The organism is Micromonospora phaseoli (assembly GCF_900109115.1).
Classification (GTDB): domain Bacteria; phylum Actinomycetota; class Actinomycetes; order Mycobacteriales; family Micromonosporaceae; genus Micromonospora; species Micromonospora phaseoli.
Genome location: NZ_FNYV01000007.1, coordinates 153,367 through 171,340, shown reverse-complemented (window position 1 = coordinate 171,340; position 17,974 = coordinate 153,367). Strand labels below are relative to the sequence as shown.

The 17,974-nt window shown below is 70.5% G+C and carries 15 protein-coding genes and 1 pseudogene; 10 read left to right on the top strand and 6 right to left on the bottom strand.

What is annotated here, in order from left to right; genetic code table 11:
• Nucleotides 1-23 precede the first annotated feature (23 nt).
• Nucleotides 24-1,157, bottom strand: a complete 1,134-nt coding sequence (gene dnaN, locus BMY89_RS18995) for a DNA polymerase III subunit beta (protein ID WP_092381353.1) — start codon at nucleotides 1,155-1,157, stop codon at nucleotides 24-26.
• 781 nt (nucleotides 1,158-1,938) lie between these two features.
• Nucleotides 1,939-3,765, bottom strand: coding sequence for a chromosomal replication initiator protein DnaA (dnaA, locus tag BMY89_RS18990; RefSeq protein WP_092381352.1), 1,827 nt, complete (start codon nucleotides 3,763-3,765; stop codon nucleotides 1,939-1,941).
• A 628-nt stretch (nucleotides 3,766-4,393) separates the two neighbouring features.
• On the opposite strand from dnaA, the gene rpmH reads away from it, so the two are divergent.
• The 9 genes and pseudogenes from rpmH to BMY89_RS18945 all read left to right on the top strand — a co-directional run bounded on the left by rpmH (nucleotide 4,394) and on the right by BMY89_RS18945 (nucleotide 12,699).
• Nucleotides 4,394-4,531, top strand: a complete 138-nt coding sequence (rpmH, locus tag BMY89_RS18985) for a 50S ribosomal protein L34 (protein WP_067300964.1) — start codon at nucleotides 4,394-4,396, stop codon at nucleotides 4,529-4,531.
• A 35-nt stretch (nucleotides 4,532-4,566) separates the two neighbouring features.
• Nucleotides 4,567-4,980, top strand: a complete 414-nt coding sequence (rnpA, locus tag BMY89_RS18980; RefSeq protein WP_092381351.1) for a ribonuclease P protein component — start codon at nucleotides 4,567-4,569, stop codon at nucleotides 4,978-4,980.
• A complete protein-coding gene (gene yidD / locus BMY89_RS18975; protein WP_092381350.1) occupies nucleotides 4,977-5,264 on the top strand; it encodes a membrane protein insertion efficiency factor YidD in 288 nt (95 codons plus the stop codon). The genes rnpA and yidD overlap by 4 nt, the downstream gene beginning before the upstream one ends.
• A 3-nt stretch (nucleotides 5,265-5,267) precedes the next feature.
• Entirely contained in the window at nucleotides 5,268-6,257 is a 990-nt protein-coding gene (gene yidC, locus BMY89_RS18970; protein WP_092381349.1) for a membrane protein insertase YidC, read from the top strand.
• Between the two features lie 213 nt (nucleotides 6,258-6,470).
• Nucleotides 6,471-7,058: a Jag family protein gene (locus BMY89_RS18965; RefSeq protein ID WP_092381539.1), complete on the top strand. Its 588-nt coding sequence runs from the start codon at nucleotides 6,471-6,473 to the stop codon at nucleotides 7,056-7,058.
• A 4-nt stretch (nucleotides 7,059-7,062) separates the two neighbouring features.
• A complete protein-coding gene (gene rsmG / locus BMY89_RS18960; protein WP_232521423.1) occupies nucleotides 7,063-7,860 on the top strand; it encodes a 16S rRNA (guanine(527)-N(7))-methyltransferase RsmG in 798 nt (265 codons plus the stop codon).
• 290 nt (nucleotides 7,861-8,150) lie between these two features.
• Entirely contained in the window at nucleotides 8,151-9,446 is a 1,296-nt protein-coding gene (locus tag BMY89_RS30450; RefSeq protein ID WP_092381347.1) for a ParA family protein, read from the top strand.
• A 204-nt stretch (nucleotides 9,447-9,650) separates the two neighbouring features.
• Nucleotides 9,651-10,487, top strand: a pseudogene (locus BMY89_RS18950) (ParB/RepB/Spo0J family partition protein); the annotation flags it as partial.
• A 1,048-nt stretch (nucleotides 10,488-11,535) separates the two neighbouring features.
• On the top strand, nucleotides 11,536-12,699 hold the full coding sequence (locus BMY89_RS18945) for a hypothetical protein (protein WP_092381538.1): 1,164 nt from the start codon (nucleotides 11,536-11,538) through the stop codon (nucleotides 12,697-12,699).
• Nucleotides 12,700-12,920: 221 nt separating this feature from the next.
• Here BMY89_RS18945 and BMY89_RS18940 read toward each other — a convergent pair whose 3' ends face one another.
• On the bottom strand, nucleotides 12,921-13,910 hold the full coding sequence (locus BMY89_RS18940; RefSeq protein WP_092381537.1) for a D-alanine--D-alanine ligase family protein: 990 nt from the start codon (nucleotides 13,908-13,910) through the stop codon (nucleotides 12,921-12,923).
• A gap of 8 nt (nucleotides 13,911-13,918) precedes the next feature.
• Nucleotides 13,919-15,232 (bottom strand): aminotransferase-like domain-containing protein, encoded by a 1,314-nt coding sequence (locus BMY89_RS18935; protein WP_092381345.1) that lies wholly within the window; start codon nucleotides 15,230-15,232, stop codon nucleotides 13,919-13,921.
• Between the two features lie 337 nt (nucleotides 15,233-15,569).
• Here BMY89_RS18935 and BMY89_RS18930 point away from each other — a divergent pair, with 337 nt between their 5' ends.
• On the top strand, nucleotides 15,570-16,235 hold the full coding sequence (locus tag BMY89_RS18930) for a GNAT family N-acetyltransferase (RefSeq protein WP_092381344.1): 666 nt from the start codon (nucleotides 15,570-15,572) through the stop codon (nucleotides 16,233-16,235).
• 25 nt (nucleotides 16,236-16,260) lie between these two features.
• Here the strand turns inward: BMY89_RS18930 and BMY89_RS18925 are convergent, their stop codons facing one another.
• Complete coding sequence (locus BMY89_RS18925; RefSeq protein ID WP_092381343.1) at nucleotides 16,261-17,427, bottom strand: N-acetylmuramoyl-L-alanine amidase; 1,167 nt, start codon at nucleotides 17,425-17,427, stop codon at nucleotides 16,261-16,263.
• 211 nt (nucleotides 17,428-17,638) lie between these two features.
• A complete protein-coding gene (gene trxA, locus BMY89_RS18920) occupies nucleotides 17,639-17,962 on the bottom strand; it encodes a thioredoxin (protein WP_092381342.1) in 324 nt (107 codons plus the stop codon).
• Between the last annotated feature and the right edge of the window lie 12 nt (nucleotides 17,963-17,974).

The window sequence follows — 17,974 nt, the reverse complement described above, 5'->3', positions numbered from 1 at the left end:
TGGGTACGGGTCTGCTCTGCCGATCAGCGGGACACGCGGATCGGCATGATGAGGTACCGGTACCCACCGATGAGCTCGCCATCCTCCCCGGCCGGGGAAATCACCGCGGGTTTGAAGGCGTCGACGAAGTGCAGCACCGCGAACTGGGTGCCGAGGTTGGCCAGCCCGTCGATGAGGTACTGCGGGTTGAAGCCGATGGTGAGCGGCTCACCGCTGAAGGTCGCCTCCATGGCCTCGCTGGCCCGGGCCTCCTCGGTGCCTCCGGCCTCGACCACCAGGCCGTCGGCGCTGAAGCTGAGCAGCACCGGGGTGGCCCGCTCGGCGACCAGGGCGACCCGCTTGACGACCTCGATGAGGGTGCTGACGGGCACCCGGGCCTCGGCGTTGTGGGTGGCCGGGAAGAGTGAACGCACCGGCGGGTAGTTGGCGCCGTCGAGCAGTCGGCTCGTGGTGCGGCGGGTGCCACCGGAGAAACCGATCATGCCTTCGCCGGCGGAGCCCTGGGAGAGCGCCAGAACGACCTGGCCGCCGAGCGGGCCGAGGGTCTTGGCGGTGTCGTTGAGCGTCCGTGCCGGCACCAGCGCGTTGAGGCTGATCTCCGGGTCGTCCGGGTTCCACTCCATCTCACGCAGCGCCAGCCGGTAGCGGTCGGTGGCGAGCATGGCCAGGCTGCTGCCGGAGAGTTCGACGCGTACGCCGGTCATCATCGGCAGCGTCTCGTCCCGGCTGGCGGCGATCGCGACCTGGGCCACCGCGGCGGCGAAGGCGGCCGCGTCGATCGTGCCGGCGCTGGCGGGCATCTCGGGCAGCGTGGGGTAGTCCTCCACCGGCATCGTGGGCAGGGTGAACCGTGCGCTGCCGCAGACCAGTTCGAGGTGTGCCCCCACGGCGGCGATGTCCACCGGCTTGGCGGGCAGCGCCTTGGTGATCTCGGCGAGCAGCCGCCCGGAGACCAGCGCGGCGCCGTCGGCGTCGCCCTGTACTTCGACGGTGACCTGGCTGGAGACCTCGTAGTCGAAGCCGGAGACCTGCAGGCTGCCGTCGGTGACGCGAAGCATCACGCCGGCCAGCACCGGTACGGACGGCCGGTTGGGCAGACTCTTCGCGGTCCAGGCCACGGCCTCGGCGAGCGCGTCGCGCTCCACTCGGAATTTCATCAATGCCTCCGCGTCGACGTCGTCAACTCTCTCATGCCGGACGCTGCCCACCGACCCGCCTTGCGTGCCGGTGCCCATCGAACCTTAGGGCGCGATGGTATCGGCTGTGTGCCCGACCCCGTGGATCGTGTCGCTGCGCAGGGGTCTGCCCGGCAGCAGTCGGCCGATCCACAGAAAGCCCAACGGTGATGATTGGTTTTTCGTTCTTTTAGAAGAGATAACCCATCGTCTTCATCGCACCTGTGCAAACTGTGGAGAACCTGAGTCTGAGCAGGTCAGGGCGTTATCCACCGGTGGGTTGGCTGTGGAGAAGTAGGGGTACAACCCGGCTCGTGGTCCACAGGCGGCTCTCGTGCACAGGGTTGTCCACCGTTGTCCACCGGTTGTCCACCGGTAATCCACCGACTTTCTCCCCAGCCCTGTGGATCGTCGCGGGCGCTCGGGACGCCGTCGTCCCCAGAACCTTCAACAGGTTGCCCACAGGTGGGTCGTCGTCGGTGGACAGAGCGTCCGGTTGTCCCCAGCCCTCCACAGGCGTCCACAGCGTTGTCCCCAGGGTTTCTCCACAGGCTGTGGGTAACTGGACGTTGACGGCGAGTGGTTATCCACCGGTGGTGGACAACGAGCTGTGGACGACGAGCGGCAGCCGGCGCGGACACGCCCTCGATGGTGTGGTCTACACCTCGTCGAGGGTCAACCGACGACACGAAAAAGGCCCGGCCGATGCTCCGGCCGGACCCTCAGGTGACGACGCACGCGGCGCCGGGACGAGACGTACGCCTCAGGTGTTCTGCTTGATCCGGTTGGTCAGCTCGGCGATCTGGTTGTAGAGCGAGCGCCGTTCGGCCATCTGCTGGCGGATCTTTCGGTCGGCGTGCATGACGGTGGTGTGGTCCCGTCCACCGAAGGCCTGGCCGATCCGGGGCAGCGACAGGTCGGTCAGCTCCCGACACAGGTACATGGCGACCTGACGGGCGTTGACCAGCACCCGCGAGCGGGAGTGCCCACGGAGGTCCTCCAGGCTGACCCCGAAGTAGTCGGCGGTGGAGACCATGATCTGGTCGGCGGTGATCTCCGGCCCGGTGCCGTCCGGGATGAAGTCCCGCAGGACTTCCTCGGCCAGCGACAGCTCCACGTTCGAGCGGGTGAGGCTGGCGAAGGCGGTGACCCGGATCAGCGCCCCTTCCAGTTCGCGGATCGAGTTCGACACCCGGGACGCGATGAACTCGAGCACGTCCGGCGGGGCGTACAGCCGCTCCTGGGCGGCCTTCTTCTGGAGGATCGCGATGCGGGTCTCCAGGTCCGGCGGCTGGATGTCGGCGAGCAGGCCCCACTCGAAGCGGGTCCGCAGCCGGTCCTCCAACGTCGCCAACTGCTTCGGCGAACGGTCGGAGGTGATCACGATCTGCTTGTTGGCGTTGTGCAGGGTGTTGAAGGTGTGGAAGAACTCCTCCTGGGTCCGCTCGCGGTTCTCCAGGAACTGGATGTCGTCGATGAGGAGAATGTCGACGTCGCGGTAGCGGCGCTGGAACGCGCTGGTCTTGTCGTCCCGCAGCGAGTTGATGAAGTCGTTGGTGAACTCCTCGGTCGAGACGTACCGGACCGAGCGGGCGTTGCCCAGCGTCGTGGCGTAGTGCCCGATGGCGTGCAGCAGGTGGGTCTTGCCCAATCCGGAGCTGCCGTAGATGAAGAGCGGGTTGTACGCCTTCGCCGGCGACTCGGCCACGGCGACCGAGGCGGCGTGCGCGAACCGGTTGGACGAGCCGATCACGAACGTCTCGAACATGTACTTCGGGTTCAGCCGGTTTCCGCTGCTGTCCGCACCGGTCGGCAGCCGCCGGTCGTCCCGCCCGACCGGGCGGTGATCCGTGCCACTGCGGCCGGGGCCGCTGTCGGTGCCCCCGTCGGCTGGTACGCCCCGGATCACGTGCTGGTCGCGGGGGGAGACGCCGGACTCCTCGCCGTACCGGGGGCCGAAGCCTCGTGGGCCGGGGGCCGGTGGGTCCAGGCGCCCGGCCTGCTCGGTGAAGCCGAGCTGCTCCGGTGTTCGTCGGTTGGCGTCGGCCGGTCGCGGCGGGGCACCGAACGCGGAGCCGAAGAGAGGTTCCTGGCCATCGGTCATGACGGGACCGGTACGGGGGCCACCGTCGGCCGGCGGCATGCTCGGCACCGGCCGGTCGAACCGGTCCGGGTGCGACTGCTCGGGGATGAGCGGCAGTTGCCGGCCGGCGTCGGATCCCGTACCGGTGTCCGCCGCGTGGCCGTCGAAGCCACCCGGTCCGCCGTCCTGGTCGGCGGGGTTCGCCTCCGGAGCGCTGCGGTAGACCGTGCCCGTGGCCCGCCCGTCCTCCGGTGCCCGGACGGTCACCGCGACCTGGATCGGCCGGCCCAGTCGGCGGGTGAGCGCCTCGGTTATCGCCGGCCGCAGCCGGGACTCGATCACGTCCCGGGTGAAGGCGTCCGGCACGGACAGCAGGGCAGTGTCCTCGACGATCGCCCGTAACCGGGTCAGCCGCAGATACGCCCGCTGCTGCGCGGAGATGATCTCGTCGGCGAGTTCGTCAGTCGTCGCCGTCCACACCGCGGCAAGGTCGGTCGTACCGGCCACCGTCGTGCCACCCCCTCGCCTCTGCTCCCGGACGCCGCCGTCCCCCTGGCCATCCGGAGGCCTCGTGCCGAGCGGACGTGACCTTGTCACCCACCCGGACGCCGCACCGGTCGTCCTCCACAAGTTATCCACAGCCTGTGTACCGACCGATTGTGGCCGCCCGCCGGGCGCGGGTGGGACCTGCCCCCTGCCGTGGCCGGGCACTGAAGCGGGTTCACCGTGCCGAACGATTCACCACCGTGTCCGGTCTTGCCTGCCGGCGACATCGGCAGAACTCCGACGCTGACCGCAATCGGGCACGGTAACAGCGTTGTCGCCGCATCATCAACCGTCGACGCGCCTACCCCCTGTCGGCATCAGTGAAAACAGCCCCTTCGGTCGCCCTCCGGCGCAGGTCCCGGCCCAGGTGGGGCGGTTTGACGGTGATTGCCCCCCGACCTAGGCTGGAGGGGCTGCTCTCACGCCCTCTGCTAGGGTGATGGGTGCTCGCTGCCCACGGTCGCTCCCCCGCATCGCCGAGGTTATGCACCACCCGGGCAGCGCCGATCGGGGCCACCGCAGCGGCGGCCTGGACCACCACGACCCGGCGATCCCCTCGCCCGGGGCGTCCGACAACGGAGATCCTGACGTGAGCAAGCGCACCTACCAGCCGAACAACCGCCGGCGCGCGAAGACCCACGGCTTCCGGCTGCGCATGCGCACCCGGGCCGGTCGCGCCATCCTCTCGACCCGTCGTGCCAAGGGCCGCACCCGCCTGTCGGCCTGAGGCCGACCGGGTCCGGTCCGAAAGGACGTGGCGTCGTGCTGGCGGCCGCGCAACGACTGCGGCGCAGCAGTGAATTCGCCGCAGCGGTTCGTGGTGGCCGTCGAGCCGGCCGGGGCACGCTGGTCGTCCATCTGACCCTGCCGGAGACACCCGGGCCCGAAGACATAGCGCCGAAGCCGGTGCGGGACGGTGCGGACGCAGAATCCGCGCCGGTCTCCCGTGCCGGCTTCGTCGTTTCCAAGGCCGTCGGGCCCGCGGTGGTCCGGAACAAGGTCCGTCGCCGGTTGCGGCACCTGACCCGGGAACGGCTCGCCGGCCTTCCGACGGGAACCACCCTGGTGGTACGCGCGCTGCCAGCCGCCGCCGACGCCACCTACCAGCGACTCGGCGCGGATCTGGACGCGGCGCTCGCCGCCGCCCGGTCCGGCCGGGGACGGCGGCATCGATGAGCGCCGAGCCCCCGTCGCCCCGCGCGACTACCACCGGTGCCCGGGTGCTGACCCTACCCATCATCGCGTACCGTCGGTGGATAAGTCCGGCGCTGCCGGCCCGTTGTCGGTTCTACCCGTCGTGCAGTGCGTACGCCCTCGATGCAGTTGCCCGGCACGGCGCGCTCCGGGGAGCCGGTCTGACGGTCCGGCGGCTGTCCCGCTGCCACCCATTCCATCCTGGTGGATACGACCCGGTGCCGGAGCCGGGCAGCCGCCGACCTGCCGACGTGACTGGAGCCTGAGAATTGAGTCTCGACTGGATCTACTACGCGATCTCGTGGATCCTGCTGGCCTGGCATTCGGCCTGGGAGGCCATCGGGATTCCGGACGCCGCGGTCCTCGGCACCAACTGGGCGTGGATCCTCGCGATCGTCTTCCTGGTGGTCACCGTCCGGGTGATCCTGTTCCCGGTCTTCGTCAAGCAGATCAAGTCGCAGCGGGCGATGCAGGCGCTTCAGCCGCAGGTGAAGGCCCTGCAGGAGAAGCACAAGGGTGACCGGGAGACGCTCCAGAAAGAGATGATGGAGCTGTACCGGAAGGAAAAGGCCAACCCGCTCATGGGCTGCCTTCCGATGTTCCTCCAGATCCCGGTCTTCCTCGGCCTCTTCCACGTGCTGCGCCGCCTCAACCCGGATCCGAACAAGAGCAACAAGGACATCTACGGCTGGACTGTCGACCAGTTCAACAGTGCGTCCGACGCCACCCTCTTCACCGCACCGATCGCCAGCAAGTTCGGCTCCACCGCGGCGGAGTTGGCCCAGCTCGGCGCCAACGGCACCGTCGTCAAGATCATGGCCGGCGTCCTGGTGCTGGTGATGATGGGCACCACGTACCTCACCAGCCGTCAGATGATCCTCAAGACCGGCTGGGCGGAGGACCCGCAGCAGCGCATGATCCAGCGCCTGATGCTCTACGGCATCCCGCTGTCGCTGCTGGTCTCCGGCGCGATCTTCCCGATCGGCGTGATCATCTACTGGGTGACCAACAACCTTTTCACCCTCGGCCAGCAGCAGTGGGTGCTGCGCAAGTTTCCGCCGCCGGTGACCCCGACCAGCAGCAAGCCGGCCACCTCGGGGCGCAACGGGACGCAGCCGGCCAAGACCGGTGGCCTGTTCGGCCGGAGCAAGCCCGCCGCCGTGCCGCCGCCCCCGGCCGCGCCGAAGGTCGCCGGTCCGAAGCCCGGTGCCAAGCCGGCCAACCCGAAGAAGGGCCGCCCCGCCAAGCGGCAGGGCTGAATCGTCCGGGCCGCAGCCGGGAGACCGGCTGCGGCCCGTTGCGCGCCGTGCAGCCGCCGTGAGGCTGGCGCCGGTACGCAAAGCGCCGCGTGCGACGCGGCGGTCGGGCGAGACTGCCCTACAGACGTGCCCGTGGGCACCGGCGACGTCCCGCCGGCCCCGGGAAACCAGAGCGGACCCGAGGTCCGGCCGAGCGAGTACGGAGATGACACCGTGACCGACACCAGCACCCCCCGCGCCGAACAGCCCCTGGACGACGAGGCGCCGACCGAGGCGGCTCCGGTCGAGGGCGAGCGGGAGGAGAACGGCGCCGAAACGGCGCCGAGTAAGGCCGCAGGCGAGGGCGACCTGTTCCGGCAGAGCGAGATCGCGGCCGACTACGTCGAGGGGCTGCTCGACATCCTCGACTACGACGGCGACATCGACGAACTGGTGTCGGGCGGCCGGCCGATGGTGGAGGTGGTCGGCGGCCGCCTGCAGAACCTGGTCGGTCAGCGTGGTGCCACTCTCGAAGCGCTCCAGGAGCTGGCCCGGCTCGCCGTCTTCCGGCAGACCGGGTCGCCGAGCCGGTTGCTGCTCGATGTGGGCGGCTACCGGGCCACCCGGCGCAAGGAGTTGGCGGCGGTCGCCCGCAACGCCGTCGAGAAGGTAAAGGAGCACGGCGACCTGGTGCGCCTGGAGCCGATGTCCGCCTTCGAGCGCAAGTGCGTCCACGACGTGGTCAACGCCATCGACGGCGTGGAGAGCGAGTCCGAGGGCGTCGAGCCCAACCGTCGCATCGTCGTCCGTGCGGCGGACTGATCGGGTGACGCGAGACGACGCCATGGGCGTTGGTTCCGCCGGCCCGGGTGGTACGCCGCCCGGGCCGGCGGCCGTCCCGCCCGGCTCTCCGGATCCCGCCGTGGCGGTGCTGCCGCCCGACCTGGCCGAGGCCGCCCGCCGGCTCTTCGGCGACCGCCTCGACCTCGCCGCCGCATACGCCGAGCTGCTGGCGACCGATGGCGTGGTGCGGGGCCTGCTCGGCCCGCGCGAGGCTCCCCGGATCTGGGACCGACACCTGTTGAACTGCGCGGCGGTCGCCGAGCTGATCCCACCCGGCGCGACCGTGCTGGACGTGGGATCGGGCGCGGGACTCCCTGGGCTGGTGCTCGCCATCGCGCGCCCGGACCTGGCGGTGACGCTGGTCGAGCCACTCGCCCGCCGCACCGCCTTTCTTGAAGAAGCGGTGGAGGAACTCACCCTCAACGGATCGGTGCGGGTGTTCCGTGGACGTGCCGAGGAGGCAGTCGCCGGACCGGACCCGCTGCTCGGCGACGTGGTCACTGCTCGGGCGGTCGCGTCGCTGGACCGGCTCGCCGGCTGGTGTCTTCCGCTGGCCGTACCGGGCGGGCGGCTGCTCGCCCTGAAGGGCGCGTCGGCGTCCGAAGAGATGACCGAGCATGCCGCGGCGGTGCGTCGCCTGGGTGGCGGCACACCGGTGCTGCATCGCTGCGGCGCCGGAATCGTGGATCCGCCGACCACCGTGGTCGAGATCGTGAGGGAGCGGACGGTCGGCTCGGCCGCCCGGGTGCCGTCGAGGAAGTCCCGATCGCGGCGGCGGTGAGCCAGGCCACTCCGGCGCCTCTGTGCGGGCTGTGGTGTAGCCGACCTGGCGTGGAGCGGGGTCTGCCCATGGGGTTGTGCGAGTTGCGGCCGGCGGGTTGCGAACCCGACGTGGACCGGTCGCGCCCGTGCGCCGTAGGCTGACCGCGCGTCGATAGTGTGGAGCGGGCGGCGACGGATCTCCCTCCGGGGACCGGCCGCTCCCGCCGGGCGGCACCGCTGCGGACAGTGCGCGCGGGTGGCCCGGTTGACGGGTGCGGACCGACCATCCGAAGCGGGCAGGGATGACAGGTGCATGACGACGGCAGGTACGACGATCCGCACGTGACCGGGTCAGCAGGCGACCCTGTTTCACGTGAAACCGACTATCCGAACTGGCGGCCGTCCGAGGTGCCTCAGGGCCCACCGGAGCCCGGCCGGAACGCGCCGACGTCGGGTGCTCCCTGGTCGCCGAGTTCCGACGGGGCGGAGGCGACCGGCCGACCGGCCAACGCCTCGCCCGAGGCCCGGGTGATCCCGTTCCGGCGGAACCCGTCCGCCTCGGCGCGGTTCGAGCCGGTGCCGCCGGTGTCAACGTCGCCGTCGCCAGCAGCCGACGTGGTGCCCGATCCCCGAGTGGCATCCGACACGCCCGCCCCGCCGGCCGGTTCCTACCCGCCGGCCACTACTGACGCCGCGTACGTTTCACGTGAAACCCCAACGCGCGAAGAGGATGACCCACCGTTGGCAATGGAGGCGATGCGTGCCGTGCAGATCCTGAATCCAAGTGGCGAGGTGACCATGCCTCGGCCGGAGCGGACCCGGGTCATGTGCGTCGCGAACCAGAAGGGCGGCGTGGGTAAGACCACGACCACGGTGAACCTGGCGGTGGCGCTGGCGCTGCACGGCAACCGGGTGCTCGTCGTCGACCTGGACCCGCAGGGCAACGCTTCCACCGGGCTGAACGTCCCGCACCACACCGGCGTACCGGACGTCTACGACTGCCTGATCAACAGCGTTCCCCTGGAGGACGTCACTCAGGCCGTGGAGGGCATCCCGAACCTGTGGTGCGTGCCGGCGACCATCGACCTGGCGGGTGCGGAGATCGAGCTGGTCTCCGTGGTGGCCCGGGAATCGCGGCTCGAGCGGGCCATCACCGCCTACCCCGGGCACTTCGACTACGTCTTCATCGACTGCCCGCCGTCGCTCGGCCTGCTGACCGTCAACGCGTTGGTGGCGGCGCAGGAGGTGCTCATCCCCATCCAGTGCGAGTACTACGCGCTCGAAGGGCTCAACCAGCTCATCAGCAACATCAACCTGGTCCGTCAGCACCTCAACCCGCGGCTCGATGTCTCCACCATCCTGCTCACCATGTACGACCGGCGTACCCGGCTCGCTGACGCGGTCGAGCAGGACGTCCGGAACCACTTTGGGGACAAGGTGCTCCAGGCGGTTATTCCGCGTAACGTGCGGGTCTCCGAGGCGCCGAGCTACGGCCAGTCGGTGATGACCTACGATCCCGGTTCGCGGGGGGCGACGAGCTACTTCGAGGCCGCCCAGGAGATCGCCGAGCGGGGCGTCAAGGAGCCGGTGAGCCGGAATGCGTAATGCGGAAGAGGCGCTGGGAGGCGTGGCATGAAGAACCGTCCTCGGGGCGGTCTGGGACGGGGCCTGGGCGCGCTCATCCCGACCGGACCGGCGCAGGTTGCCGGCGCTGGCGACGGAGCGGTGGCGGGAGAGTCGGGCGGGGCGCCGCCGCTTGCCGCCGTACCGTCGGCGACAACGGCCTCGGCCCCGATGACCGCACCCGACCCGGTTCTCAGCCCGGTGCCCGGCGCACGCTTCGCGGAGATCCCGGTCGACTCGATCGTGCCGAACCCGAAGCAGCCTCGGCAGGTCTTCGACGAGGACGCCCTGGAGGAGCTGAAGACCTCCATTCAGGAGGTCGGGTTTCTCCAGCCGATCGTGGTGCGGCAGCTCGACGACGAGAAGTTCGAACTCGTCATGGGCGAGCGGCGATGGCGAGCCGCGCAGGCGGTAGGCCGGGAGAACATCCCGGCGATCGTGCGTGACACCCGCGACGACGCCATGCTGCGGGACGCTCTGCTGGAGAACATCCACCGGGCGAACCTCAACCCCCTGGAGGAGGCCGCCGCCTACCAGCAGCTGCTGGAGGAGTTCGGGGCCACCCATGAGGAGTTGGCACGTCGGATCGGCCGCAGCCGGCCGCAGATCTCCAACACGATCAGGTTGCTGAACCTGCCGGCACAGGTGCAGCGGCGGGTGGCCGCCGGGGTGCTCTCCGCCGGACATGCCCGAGCGCTGCTGAGCCTGGAGGAGTCAGAGACCCAGGAGCAGCTCGCGCTGCGGATCGTCGCCGAGGGCCTGTCGGTGCGAGCGACCGAAGAGATCGTCGCGCTCGCCCTCAGCGAGGGACCGAGCAAGAAGGAGTCGGCGAAGCGTCGCCCCAAGCCGCACGCGCCGGCACTGACCGACCTTGCCGATCGGCTCTCGGACCGATTCGACACCCGGGTCAAAGTTGACATCGGGCGGAGCAAGGGCAAGATCACAATCGAGTTCGCGACCGTCGACGATCTGGAGCGGATCGTCGGCATCATCGGTGTCGAGCACGAGGAACAGCAGAACTGACGTACCGGGACCAGACGGCCGCCCCTTCATCTCTCGATGGGGCGGCCGATCCGTCTCTCCGGGCCGCTACGACCTTGGAGCAGGCCTTCCTGATCCCGACTATGCCTTCGCCGCCATAGGGCGCGCAGCGGCCCGTAGGGCTGCCGCACGGTGCCCGAAGGAAGTGTCGGTCGCCGTCACTGCTCGGCAGAACCTGTGGGTGTGCCGCCGTGGGCTGCCCATCGGTCGGTGACCACGTGCGGGGACGGCCGGCTCGTCCGCGCCGCCTCCGGTCGTTTCACGTGAAACAGCTCCGACGGCTCCCGATGTTCGATTACGTCGGTAGACGCCTCGCGCCGGTCGCTCGCAGCCGCGCCCGATGCGGGCCAACGTGGTCTGGGCTGGCTCGGCCGGCGGCTCGGTGGCGGACCGGTCCGGGGCAGCCCCGTGGGGCGGATTCGCACCAGGGTCCACCCGTCGCGCCCCACACTCCGGCTGGACTGTCTCGCGGACTGCGATCGTCCGAGGTGCAACCGAGAGGCATGTCTACCGAGGTGATCGCCACATCAGCTCCGCCGTCCACGGCCGCCTTCGTACGTCCCCGTCTCGGCGTCGCCTCGGTGGTGTCGGCCCGAGCCCGTCGCGCTGCCGAGGACCGCGTCGACCTGACCCTGCCGGCCGGCATCGGGGCTCGTCAGGGGTGCGCCTCACTGGCGACGGAGGCCGTGTGCAGGGGTGCGCGAGCGCCTGTTTCACGTGAAACGGTGCTGTCTGTTCGACACCGAGAGGGGGCTACGGCCATCGGTTCCATGCCGTCCTGACGTTATCCACAGGTGTTGTCCACAGGCTCAGTCGGTTTCACGTGAAACAAAAGAGCGAACTCCCTTGTCGAGCCGGGGATTGCGGCGGTGTTCGGCAACCCGCGAGCCTGTGGATAACTCTGGGGAGGACGGTGAATGCGGTCTTCGGCCCGCCACCCGAGGCCCTTCAGCGCCGGAGCGGATTCGGGTAGGGACAGGGGTGCACCGACTCAGCTAGGGTCAGCGTCGTGCAAGACACCCCTCCCTCAATTCCGGACTTCACCCAGTGGCCGTCGTTTCCCTTCGAGGGCGACCTGCGGGTCAAGCAGCTCGCCGATCCGGTCCCGGTCGAACCGCCCCGCAAGGGCGAGGCGGACCGGGAATGCACCGCCTGCCAGGCGCCCGACGAGGCCTACATCTGGGTCGGCGAGCGGTGGCGGGTACGAGCCATGGACCGCCCCACCGGGCTGCCGATGGTCCTCATCCTGGAGTCCCGATCGCACCTGGATCTCGGTGACCTGCCGAATCTGCTCGCCGCCGAGCTGGGTGTGATGACGGTCCGGCTCGAACGGGCCATCCGCTCGCTGGACGGAGTGGCCCGGGTCCATGTCAACCGGTGGGGCGACGGGTCGGCCCATCTCCACATGTGGTTCCTCGCCCGGCCGTACGGGCGGCTTCAACTGCGAGGGACCTTCCTGTCTCTCTGGGACTCGATCCTGCCGCCGATCTCTGAGGACAGATGGCGGGAGAACCTCGCCCTCGTTGCGGCCTGGCTCGCCGAGTTCGGTGGTCGGCCGCTGGCCGAACCGCCCCGGATCCAGTGGCAGGCCCCGTCCAGCATCGCCGCGCAATCGGCGTCGCCGGAGAACAGCCGGCCGGCCGAGGGCGGATCACTTCTGGACGTCATCGGGGAGACGGCTGAACCTCCCGACGCTTCGGCAAGCCTGGTGGATCCCGAGCCGGACGGCGAGGTGCCGCCAGCCGCGCAGGACGAACCCGAGCCGGCAGTCGACGCCGTACCGCGGGATGAGGCCGCAGCGGACGCTTCCGCGTCGGCCCGATCCGCGACGAGGAGCCAGGCGATCCCCGGTACGCCGGTGACGAAGCCGGAGTCCGCCGACGCCCTTCGCCGGACAGACGCGCCGGAGCCGGAGGAAGCGCCGGAGTCAGATGAAGCGCCGGAGCCAGGTGAAGCGCCGGAGCCAGGTGCAGCGTCCGAGTCCGGCGGACCGCCGGAACCCGGGGAAACGCCGGAGGCGGAGGCGTCAGAGGTGGCCGCTGCGGACGAGGCGCCGGACTCTGGTGAACCGCGCCCGGCGGTGTCCCGGCCCGGCCCGCACGGCGGTGGAGCCGACCCCGCCCCGGTCACCGATCCGCTGCCGGATCAGGCGGGAAACGCTGCCACCCAACCTGACCGACCGCACTCTGCCTGAGCGTCGGCTGCCCGCTCAGGATCGGCCGGCCGAGCGGGCAGCCGACGACGCTCTCGCCGAGCTGACAGGCGGTAGCCGATCGTCGCCAGGTGGGTCGCGCTGCCGCCGACCTCGCCCCCCGAAACGACCAGACCCGACCCGAGCAGGTTCGGGTCGGGTCTGGTCTGGTCTGGCGCGCCAGGGAGTGATGGCCGCGCGTCGGCCTTGAATCGTCGGAGAGGTCAGCGAGCAGCGGCGCGGGCGACCAGGTCGCCGATGACGCGCCCGAAGTCGAGACCGGCTGCCTGCACCGCGAGCGGCAGCAGTGACGTCTCGGTCATGCCCGGTGAAACATTGGCCTCCAGCACGTGCGGCTGACCGTCCGAGTCGACGATCAGGTCGACTCGGCTGAGGTCACGCAGGCCGAGTGCCGTGTGGGCGGCCAGCGCGACCTGCGCCACGGCCTCGGCCACCGGGGGCTGTAGGCGGGCGGGCGTGTGCCAGGTGGTACGGCCGGCGGTGTAGCGGGCGGCGTAGTCGTAGAGCCCGTTGCGCGGCACGATCTCGACCGCCGGTAGCGCCTGCGGGCCGTCCCCCAGGTCGATGACGGAGACCGCCACGTCCACGCCGGGCACGTAGCGCTCGACGAGCGCAGTCGAGTCGTACGCGAAACAACCGACCATGGCGGCCGGCAGTGACGCCGCGTCCCGGACCACGGCGGCGCCCAGGCCGGAGCCGCCCTGTGCGGGCTTCACCATCAGGGGCAGCCCGAGCCGGTCGACGATTCGGTCGAGCACGGCCACCGCGCCCAACTCGCTGAACCGGTCGTGCGGCAGTGCCACCCAGTCCGGGGTGGTGATGCCGGCTTCCCGCAGCACCGACTTCGCCGACGGCTTGTCCCAGGCCAGACGGGAGGCCCGAGCATCACAACCGACGTACGGAACGCCGCAGAGATCGAGCACACCGCGCAACGACCCGTCCTCGCCGGTCGCGCCGTGCAGGGCGATGACCACGGCGTCGGGTGGATCCGCGGTCAGCGCCGGCAGCAGGGCGACGTCGGCATCGCGCAGCGCGGCCTCCATCCCCACGGCCCGCAGGGCGTCGAGCACCCGTCGTCCCGAGCGCAGCGACACATCACGTTCGTACGACAGCCCGCCGGCGAGCACGAGCACGTGCAGATCGGTGGCGGCGGGGCCGGACACGACGGGTTCTTCGGCAGCGGTGACACCCATGCCGGGCATCATGCCAAGTCGGGTCCCGGGGCGTCCGAGCCGGCCCCGCTGCGTCGGCTGCCCGGCCCGCCGACCGCGCCGAACACGCGCCGCATGGCGATGTCCTGTTCCATCACGCTGGCCAGTCGGCGGACACCCTCCCGGATCCGCTCAGGCGGCGGGAACGAGAAGTTGAGCCGCATGTGGCCGTTGCCGGTGCCGTCGGCGTAGAAGCCGGTGCCGGGCACGTACGCCACCCGGGCGGCGATGGCGCGCGGCATCATCGCCTTCGCGTCCAGCCCGTCCGGCAACGTCGCCCAGACGAAGAGCCCGCCGCCGGGAGTGGTCCAGCTGGTCCCGGTCGGCATCAGATCCTCCAGCGCGGTGAGCATCGCGTCGCGCCGCTCGCGATAGACCTCCCGGTAGACCTTCAGCTGCTCGCGCCAGGGCATGGTGCGCAGGTACGTGGTCACGGCGGCCTGGGCGTACGCGCTGGGGCAGAGGATCTGCGCCTCGCTGGCGATCACCAACTTGTCGCGCACGGCGTGCGGCGCGAGGATCCAGCCGACGCGCAGCCCGGGGGCGAAGGTCTTGGAGAAGGTGCTCAGGTAGAAGACGCCGTCCCGCCGCCGCGCCCGCAGTGGCGCGGGGGCCTCGCTCTCGAAGCTCAGCTGGCCGTACGGGTCGTCCTCGACCACCAGCAGTCCGGCCCGCTCGCAGATGTCGAGAACGCGTTGCCGCCGCTCCTCCGTCATCGTCACGCCGGTGGGGTTCTGGAAGGTGGGAATGGTGTAGAGGAACTTGACTCGCCGTCCGGTGCGAGCCTGATCAGCGATGGCGACCTCCAGCGCCTCCGGAATCAGGCCGTCTTCGTCCATCGGCACGTGCACGACCTGTGCCTGGGCGGCCTGGAACACCCCGAGCGCGCCGACGTAGGTCGGCCCCTCGGCGAGCACCACGTCACCAGGGTCCAGGAAGAGCCGGGCCACCAGGTCGAGGGCCTGCTGCCCGCCGACGGTCACCACCACGTCCTCGGGGGAGGCGCCGCAGGCGGCGTCGATGCCGGAGAGCGCCATCACCTCGCAGATCCGCTCACGCAGTTCGAGGGTGCCCTGACCGATGCCGTACTGCAGGGTGGTGGTCCCGTGTTCCGAGCCGAGTCGGCCGAGCATCTCGCCGACGGCGTCCAACGGCAGCGCCGCGATGTACGGGGCACCGCCGGCGAGCGACACCACCTCCGGCCGGCTGGCGACCGCGAACAGCGCCCTGATCTCTGAGACGGTCATCCCCCGCACCCGGCGGGCGTACCGATCGGTGTAGTCGTCGAGTGTCGTGCCGGTCATCACATCACCCCGATGGCTGCTCGGACGGCTCCCGCCCCGGATACCCGGGACACCGGCGACCATGGCGGCACGGCGCGCCGATTGTCGATCCTAGCCGCCACACGCGGCCCGACGCGCCCTCGATTAACCGCGCGTCCACATGGCGGACCCGGAACAGGGGAGGTTTGCGCGTCCTCTCCCGCGTTCCCGATCGGCGGCGTACGATCGCTCGTCGGGGGCGGAAGTGCGGCGGCACCCGTCTGGGCCGCTGCTGACGGCGGCACCAGGTGGGTCGCCGCTGGCGGCATTGTGCCGTCCGGGCCGGTCCCACCTCCGAGCCTAGTGTGGGGAAGCGCCAATGTCGCGACGTCTGGTCAGCCTGACCCTGGACACCCTGGAGGACCTGCCCCGTCCGTGCCGGCAGTGCGTCTACTGGGAGCTCGATCCGGTTTCCGCCGATCGTGCCTGCGCTGCTGGAGATCCTGGCCTGGAGAAGGAAGCGTGGGTTTCGCAGACCCTGCTGGAGTGGGGCTCCTGCGGCAAGCTGATCTACGTCGACGGTATGCCGGCCGGGTTCGTCATGTACGCCCCACCGGCCTACGTGCCCCGCTCGATGGCGTTCCCGACCTCCCCGGTCTCCGCCGACGCCGCACTGCTGATGACCGCGAACGTGGTACCCGCGTTCGTCGGTGGCGGGCTCGGCCGGATGCTGGTGCAGGGGGTTGCCCGCGATCTGACCAAGCGCGGGATCAAGGCGATCGAGGCGTTCGGTGACGCGAAGTTCGGTGACGCCGCCGATCCCGCCGGCGCCTGTGTGGCACCGGCCGACTTCTTCCTCTCGGTGGGCTTCAAGACAGTCCGCCCACATCCGCGCTTCCCTCGGCTCCGGTTGGAGCTGCGGACGGCGTTGAGCTGGAAGTCGGACGTGGAGTACGCGTTGGAGAAGCTGCTCGGCTCGATGAGCCCGGAGTCGCTGCTAAGGCCGGTCCGCCCCAGCCCGGCCACCCGCTCCACCGCCGGCTGAGGCCCGCACCGGGAGACCGGGGAGATCAGTCGAGCACGGTGCACGCGGCGACCGCCGCCCGCAGTTCGCTCACGTCGATCGAACCGGTCGGCACGTCGCGTTCGATCGGCAGGTACATCCGCTGTACCGCGGCCACGATCGCCTCGACCAGCTTGTCCCGGAACCGGGGATCGACCAGCCGCTCCCGGTCGGTCGGTGAGGTGAGGTAGCCGACCTCGACGCGTACCGCCGGCATCCGGGTGATCCGCAGCAGGTCCCACGCCTTGGCGTGGGTACGGCAGTCGCGCAGGCCGGTACGCGCGACGATCTCCCGCTGGACCAGCCCGGCCAGCCGCTCACCGGTCGCCGAGGTGACCCCGTTGTCGGTGCCGTAGTGGTAGGTCGCGACTCCCTCCGCGGCCGGATTGGCGTGGCGGTCGATGTGCAGTGAGATGAACACGTCGGCACCGAGGGAGTTGGCCAGCTGGGCCCGGTCGATGTCGGGCAGGCAGGTCTCCGGTGATGGCCCCCGGGTGAGCTGCACCCGTACGCCGGACGCGGCCAGCCGCCCCTCCAGCCGGCTGGCCAGATCGTGCACCAGGTCCGCCTCGGTCCAGCGCAGCGGGCCGTCGGGCACCACGACGCCCGGGTCGGTGCCGCCGTGGCCCGGGTCGATGACCACCGTCCGGCCCACCAGCGTCGGTCCGGACTGCCGGATGGCGTCGGACTCGCGTAGCCACTGCGGCCGGCCGCCGACCACCTTGCGACCCAGCCGGCGTAGCGCGTTCATGGTGTGCGGGCCGCAGGTGCCGTCGGGGGCGAGCCCCACCTCCCGCTGGAACTGAGCTACCGCGCGGGACGTTCGGATGCCGTAGATGGCGTCGGCCCGGCCGACGTCGTACCCCATCTCCAGTAGTCGTTCCTGCAGCGACCGGACGTCCTCACCGGTGAGCGGGACCGGCACCGCGTGGTAGAGGGTGCGGGCACCGAGCCGCCAGCGGGCGGCGTCGAGGGCCCGCCAGGTCTCGGCGCCGACCCGGCCGTCGACGCTGAGCCCACGGGACTGCTGGAACGCGCGTACGGCCAGCTCGGTGGCGGTGTCGAACTCGTCGCTGTGCGGACCGGTCGCCTTGGACAGGAGGTCGAGGCCGGTGAGCACCGTACGGATCTCGGTCACTGCGGGTCCCCGGTCACCGGGACGTATCGGACGCACGCGGGACCCCCTCTGCACGGTCAGTGGCTGGCCGGGCCCGGCGACGGTGGTACCACACCGTCTGACGGGGACCAGGTGGTCACCGGCGCACGGCGGCCCCCGGTTCGAGGTTATGCGCTGGGCGATCCGCAGGGGCGGCGGGCGGAGAAAAAGGCGCGACCCCGTGCCGGTGGTCCCGGCACGGGGTCGGTGGCGACGACGTCGCTGGGGGTCAGAGCGCCGATTCGATCAGCTTGACCAGTTCGCCCTTGGGCTTGGCACCCGCGATCGACTGCACCGGCTCACCGTTCTTGAACACGGTGAGGGTCGGCACCGACATGACGCGGTACGCCCGGGCGGTCTCCGGGTTCTCGTCGATGTTGAGCTTGACGATGCTGACCTGGTCACCCATCTCGCCGGCGATCTCCTCCAGCAACGGTGACACCTTCCGGCACGGTCCGCACCATTCAGCCCAGAAATCCACCAGGACCGGCTTGTCGGACTTCAGCACGTCGGCGGCGAAACTCGCGTCGGTGACCGACTTGGTTGCTCCCACTGTTGACCCTCC

Coding starts and splice junctions, on each gene's coding strand:
- dnaN (WP_092381353.1), bottom strand. CDS start 1,157: ATGAAATTCCGAGTGGAGCGCGACGCGCTCGCCGAGGCCGTGGCCTGG.
- yidD (WP_092381350.1), top strand. CDS start 4,977: ATGAGCGCCGAGCCCCCGTCGCCCCGCGCGACTACCACCGGTGCCCGG.
- BMY89_RS18940 (WP_092381537.1), bottom strand. CDS start 13,910: ATGGGTGTCACCGCTGCCGAAGAACCCGTCGTGTCCGGCCCCGCCGCC.
- BMY89_RS18935 (WP_092381345.1), bottom strand. CDS start 15,232: ATGACCGGCACGACACTCGACGACTACACCGATCGGTACGCCCGCCGG.
- BMY89_RS18930 (WP_092381344.1), top strand. CDS start 15,570: ATGTCGCGACGTCTGGTCAGCCTGACCCTGGACACCCTGGAGGACCTG.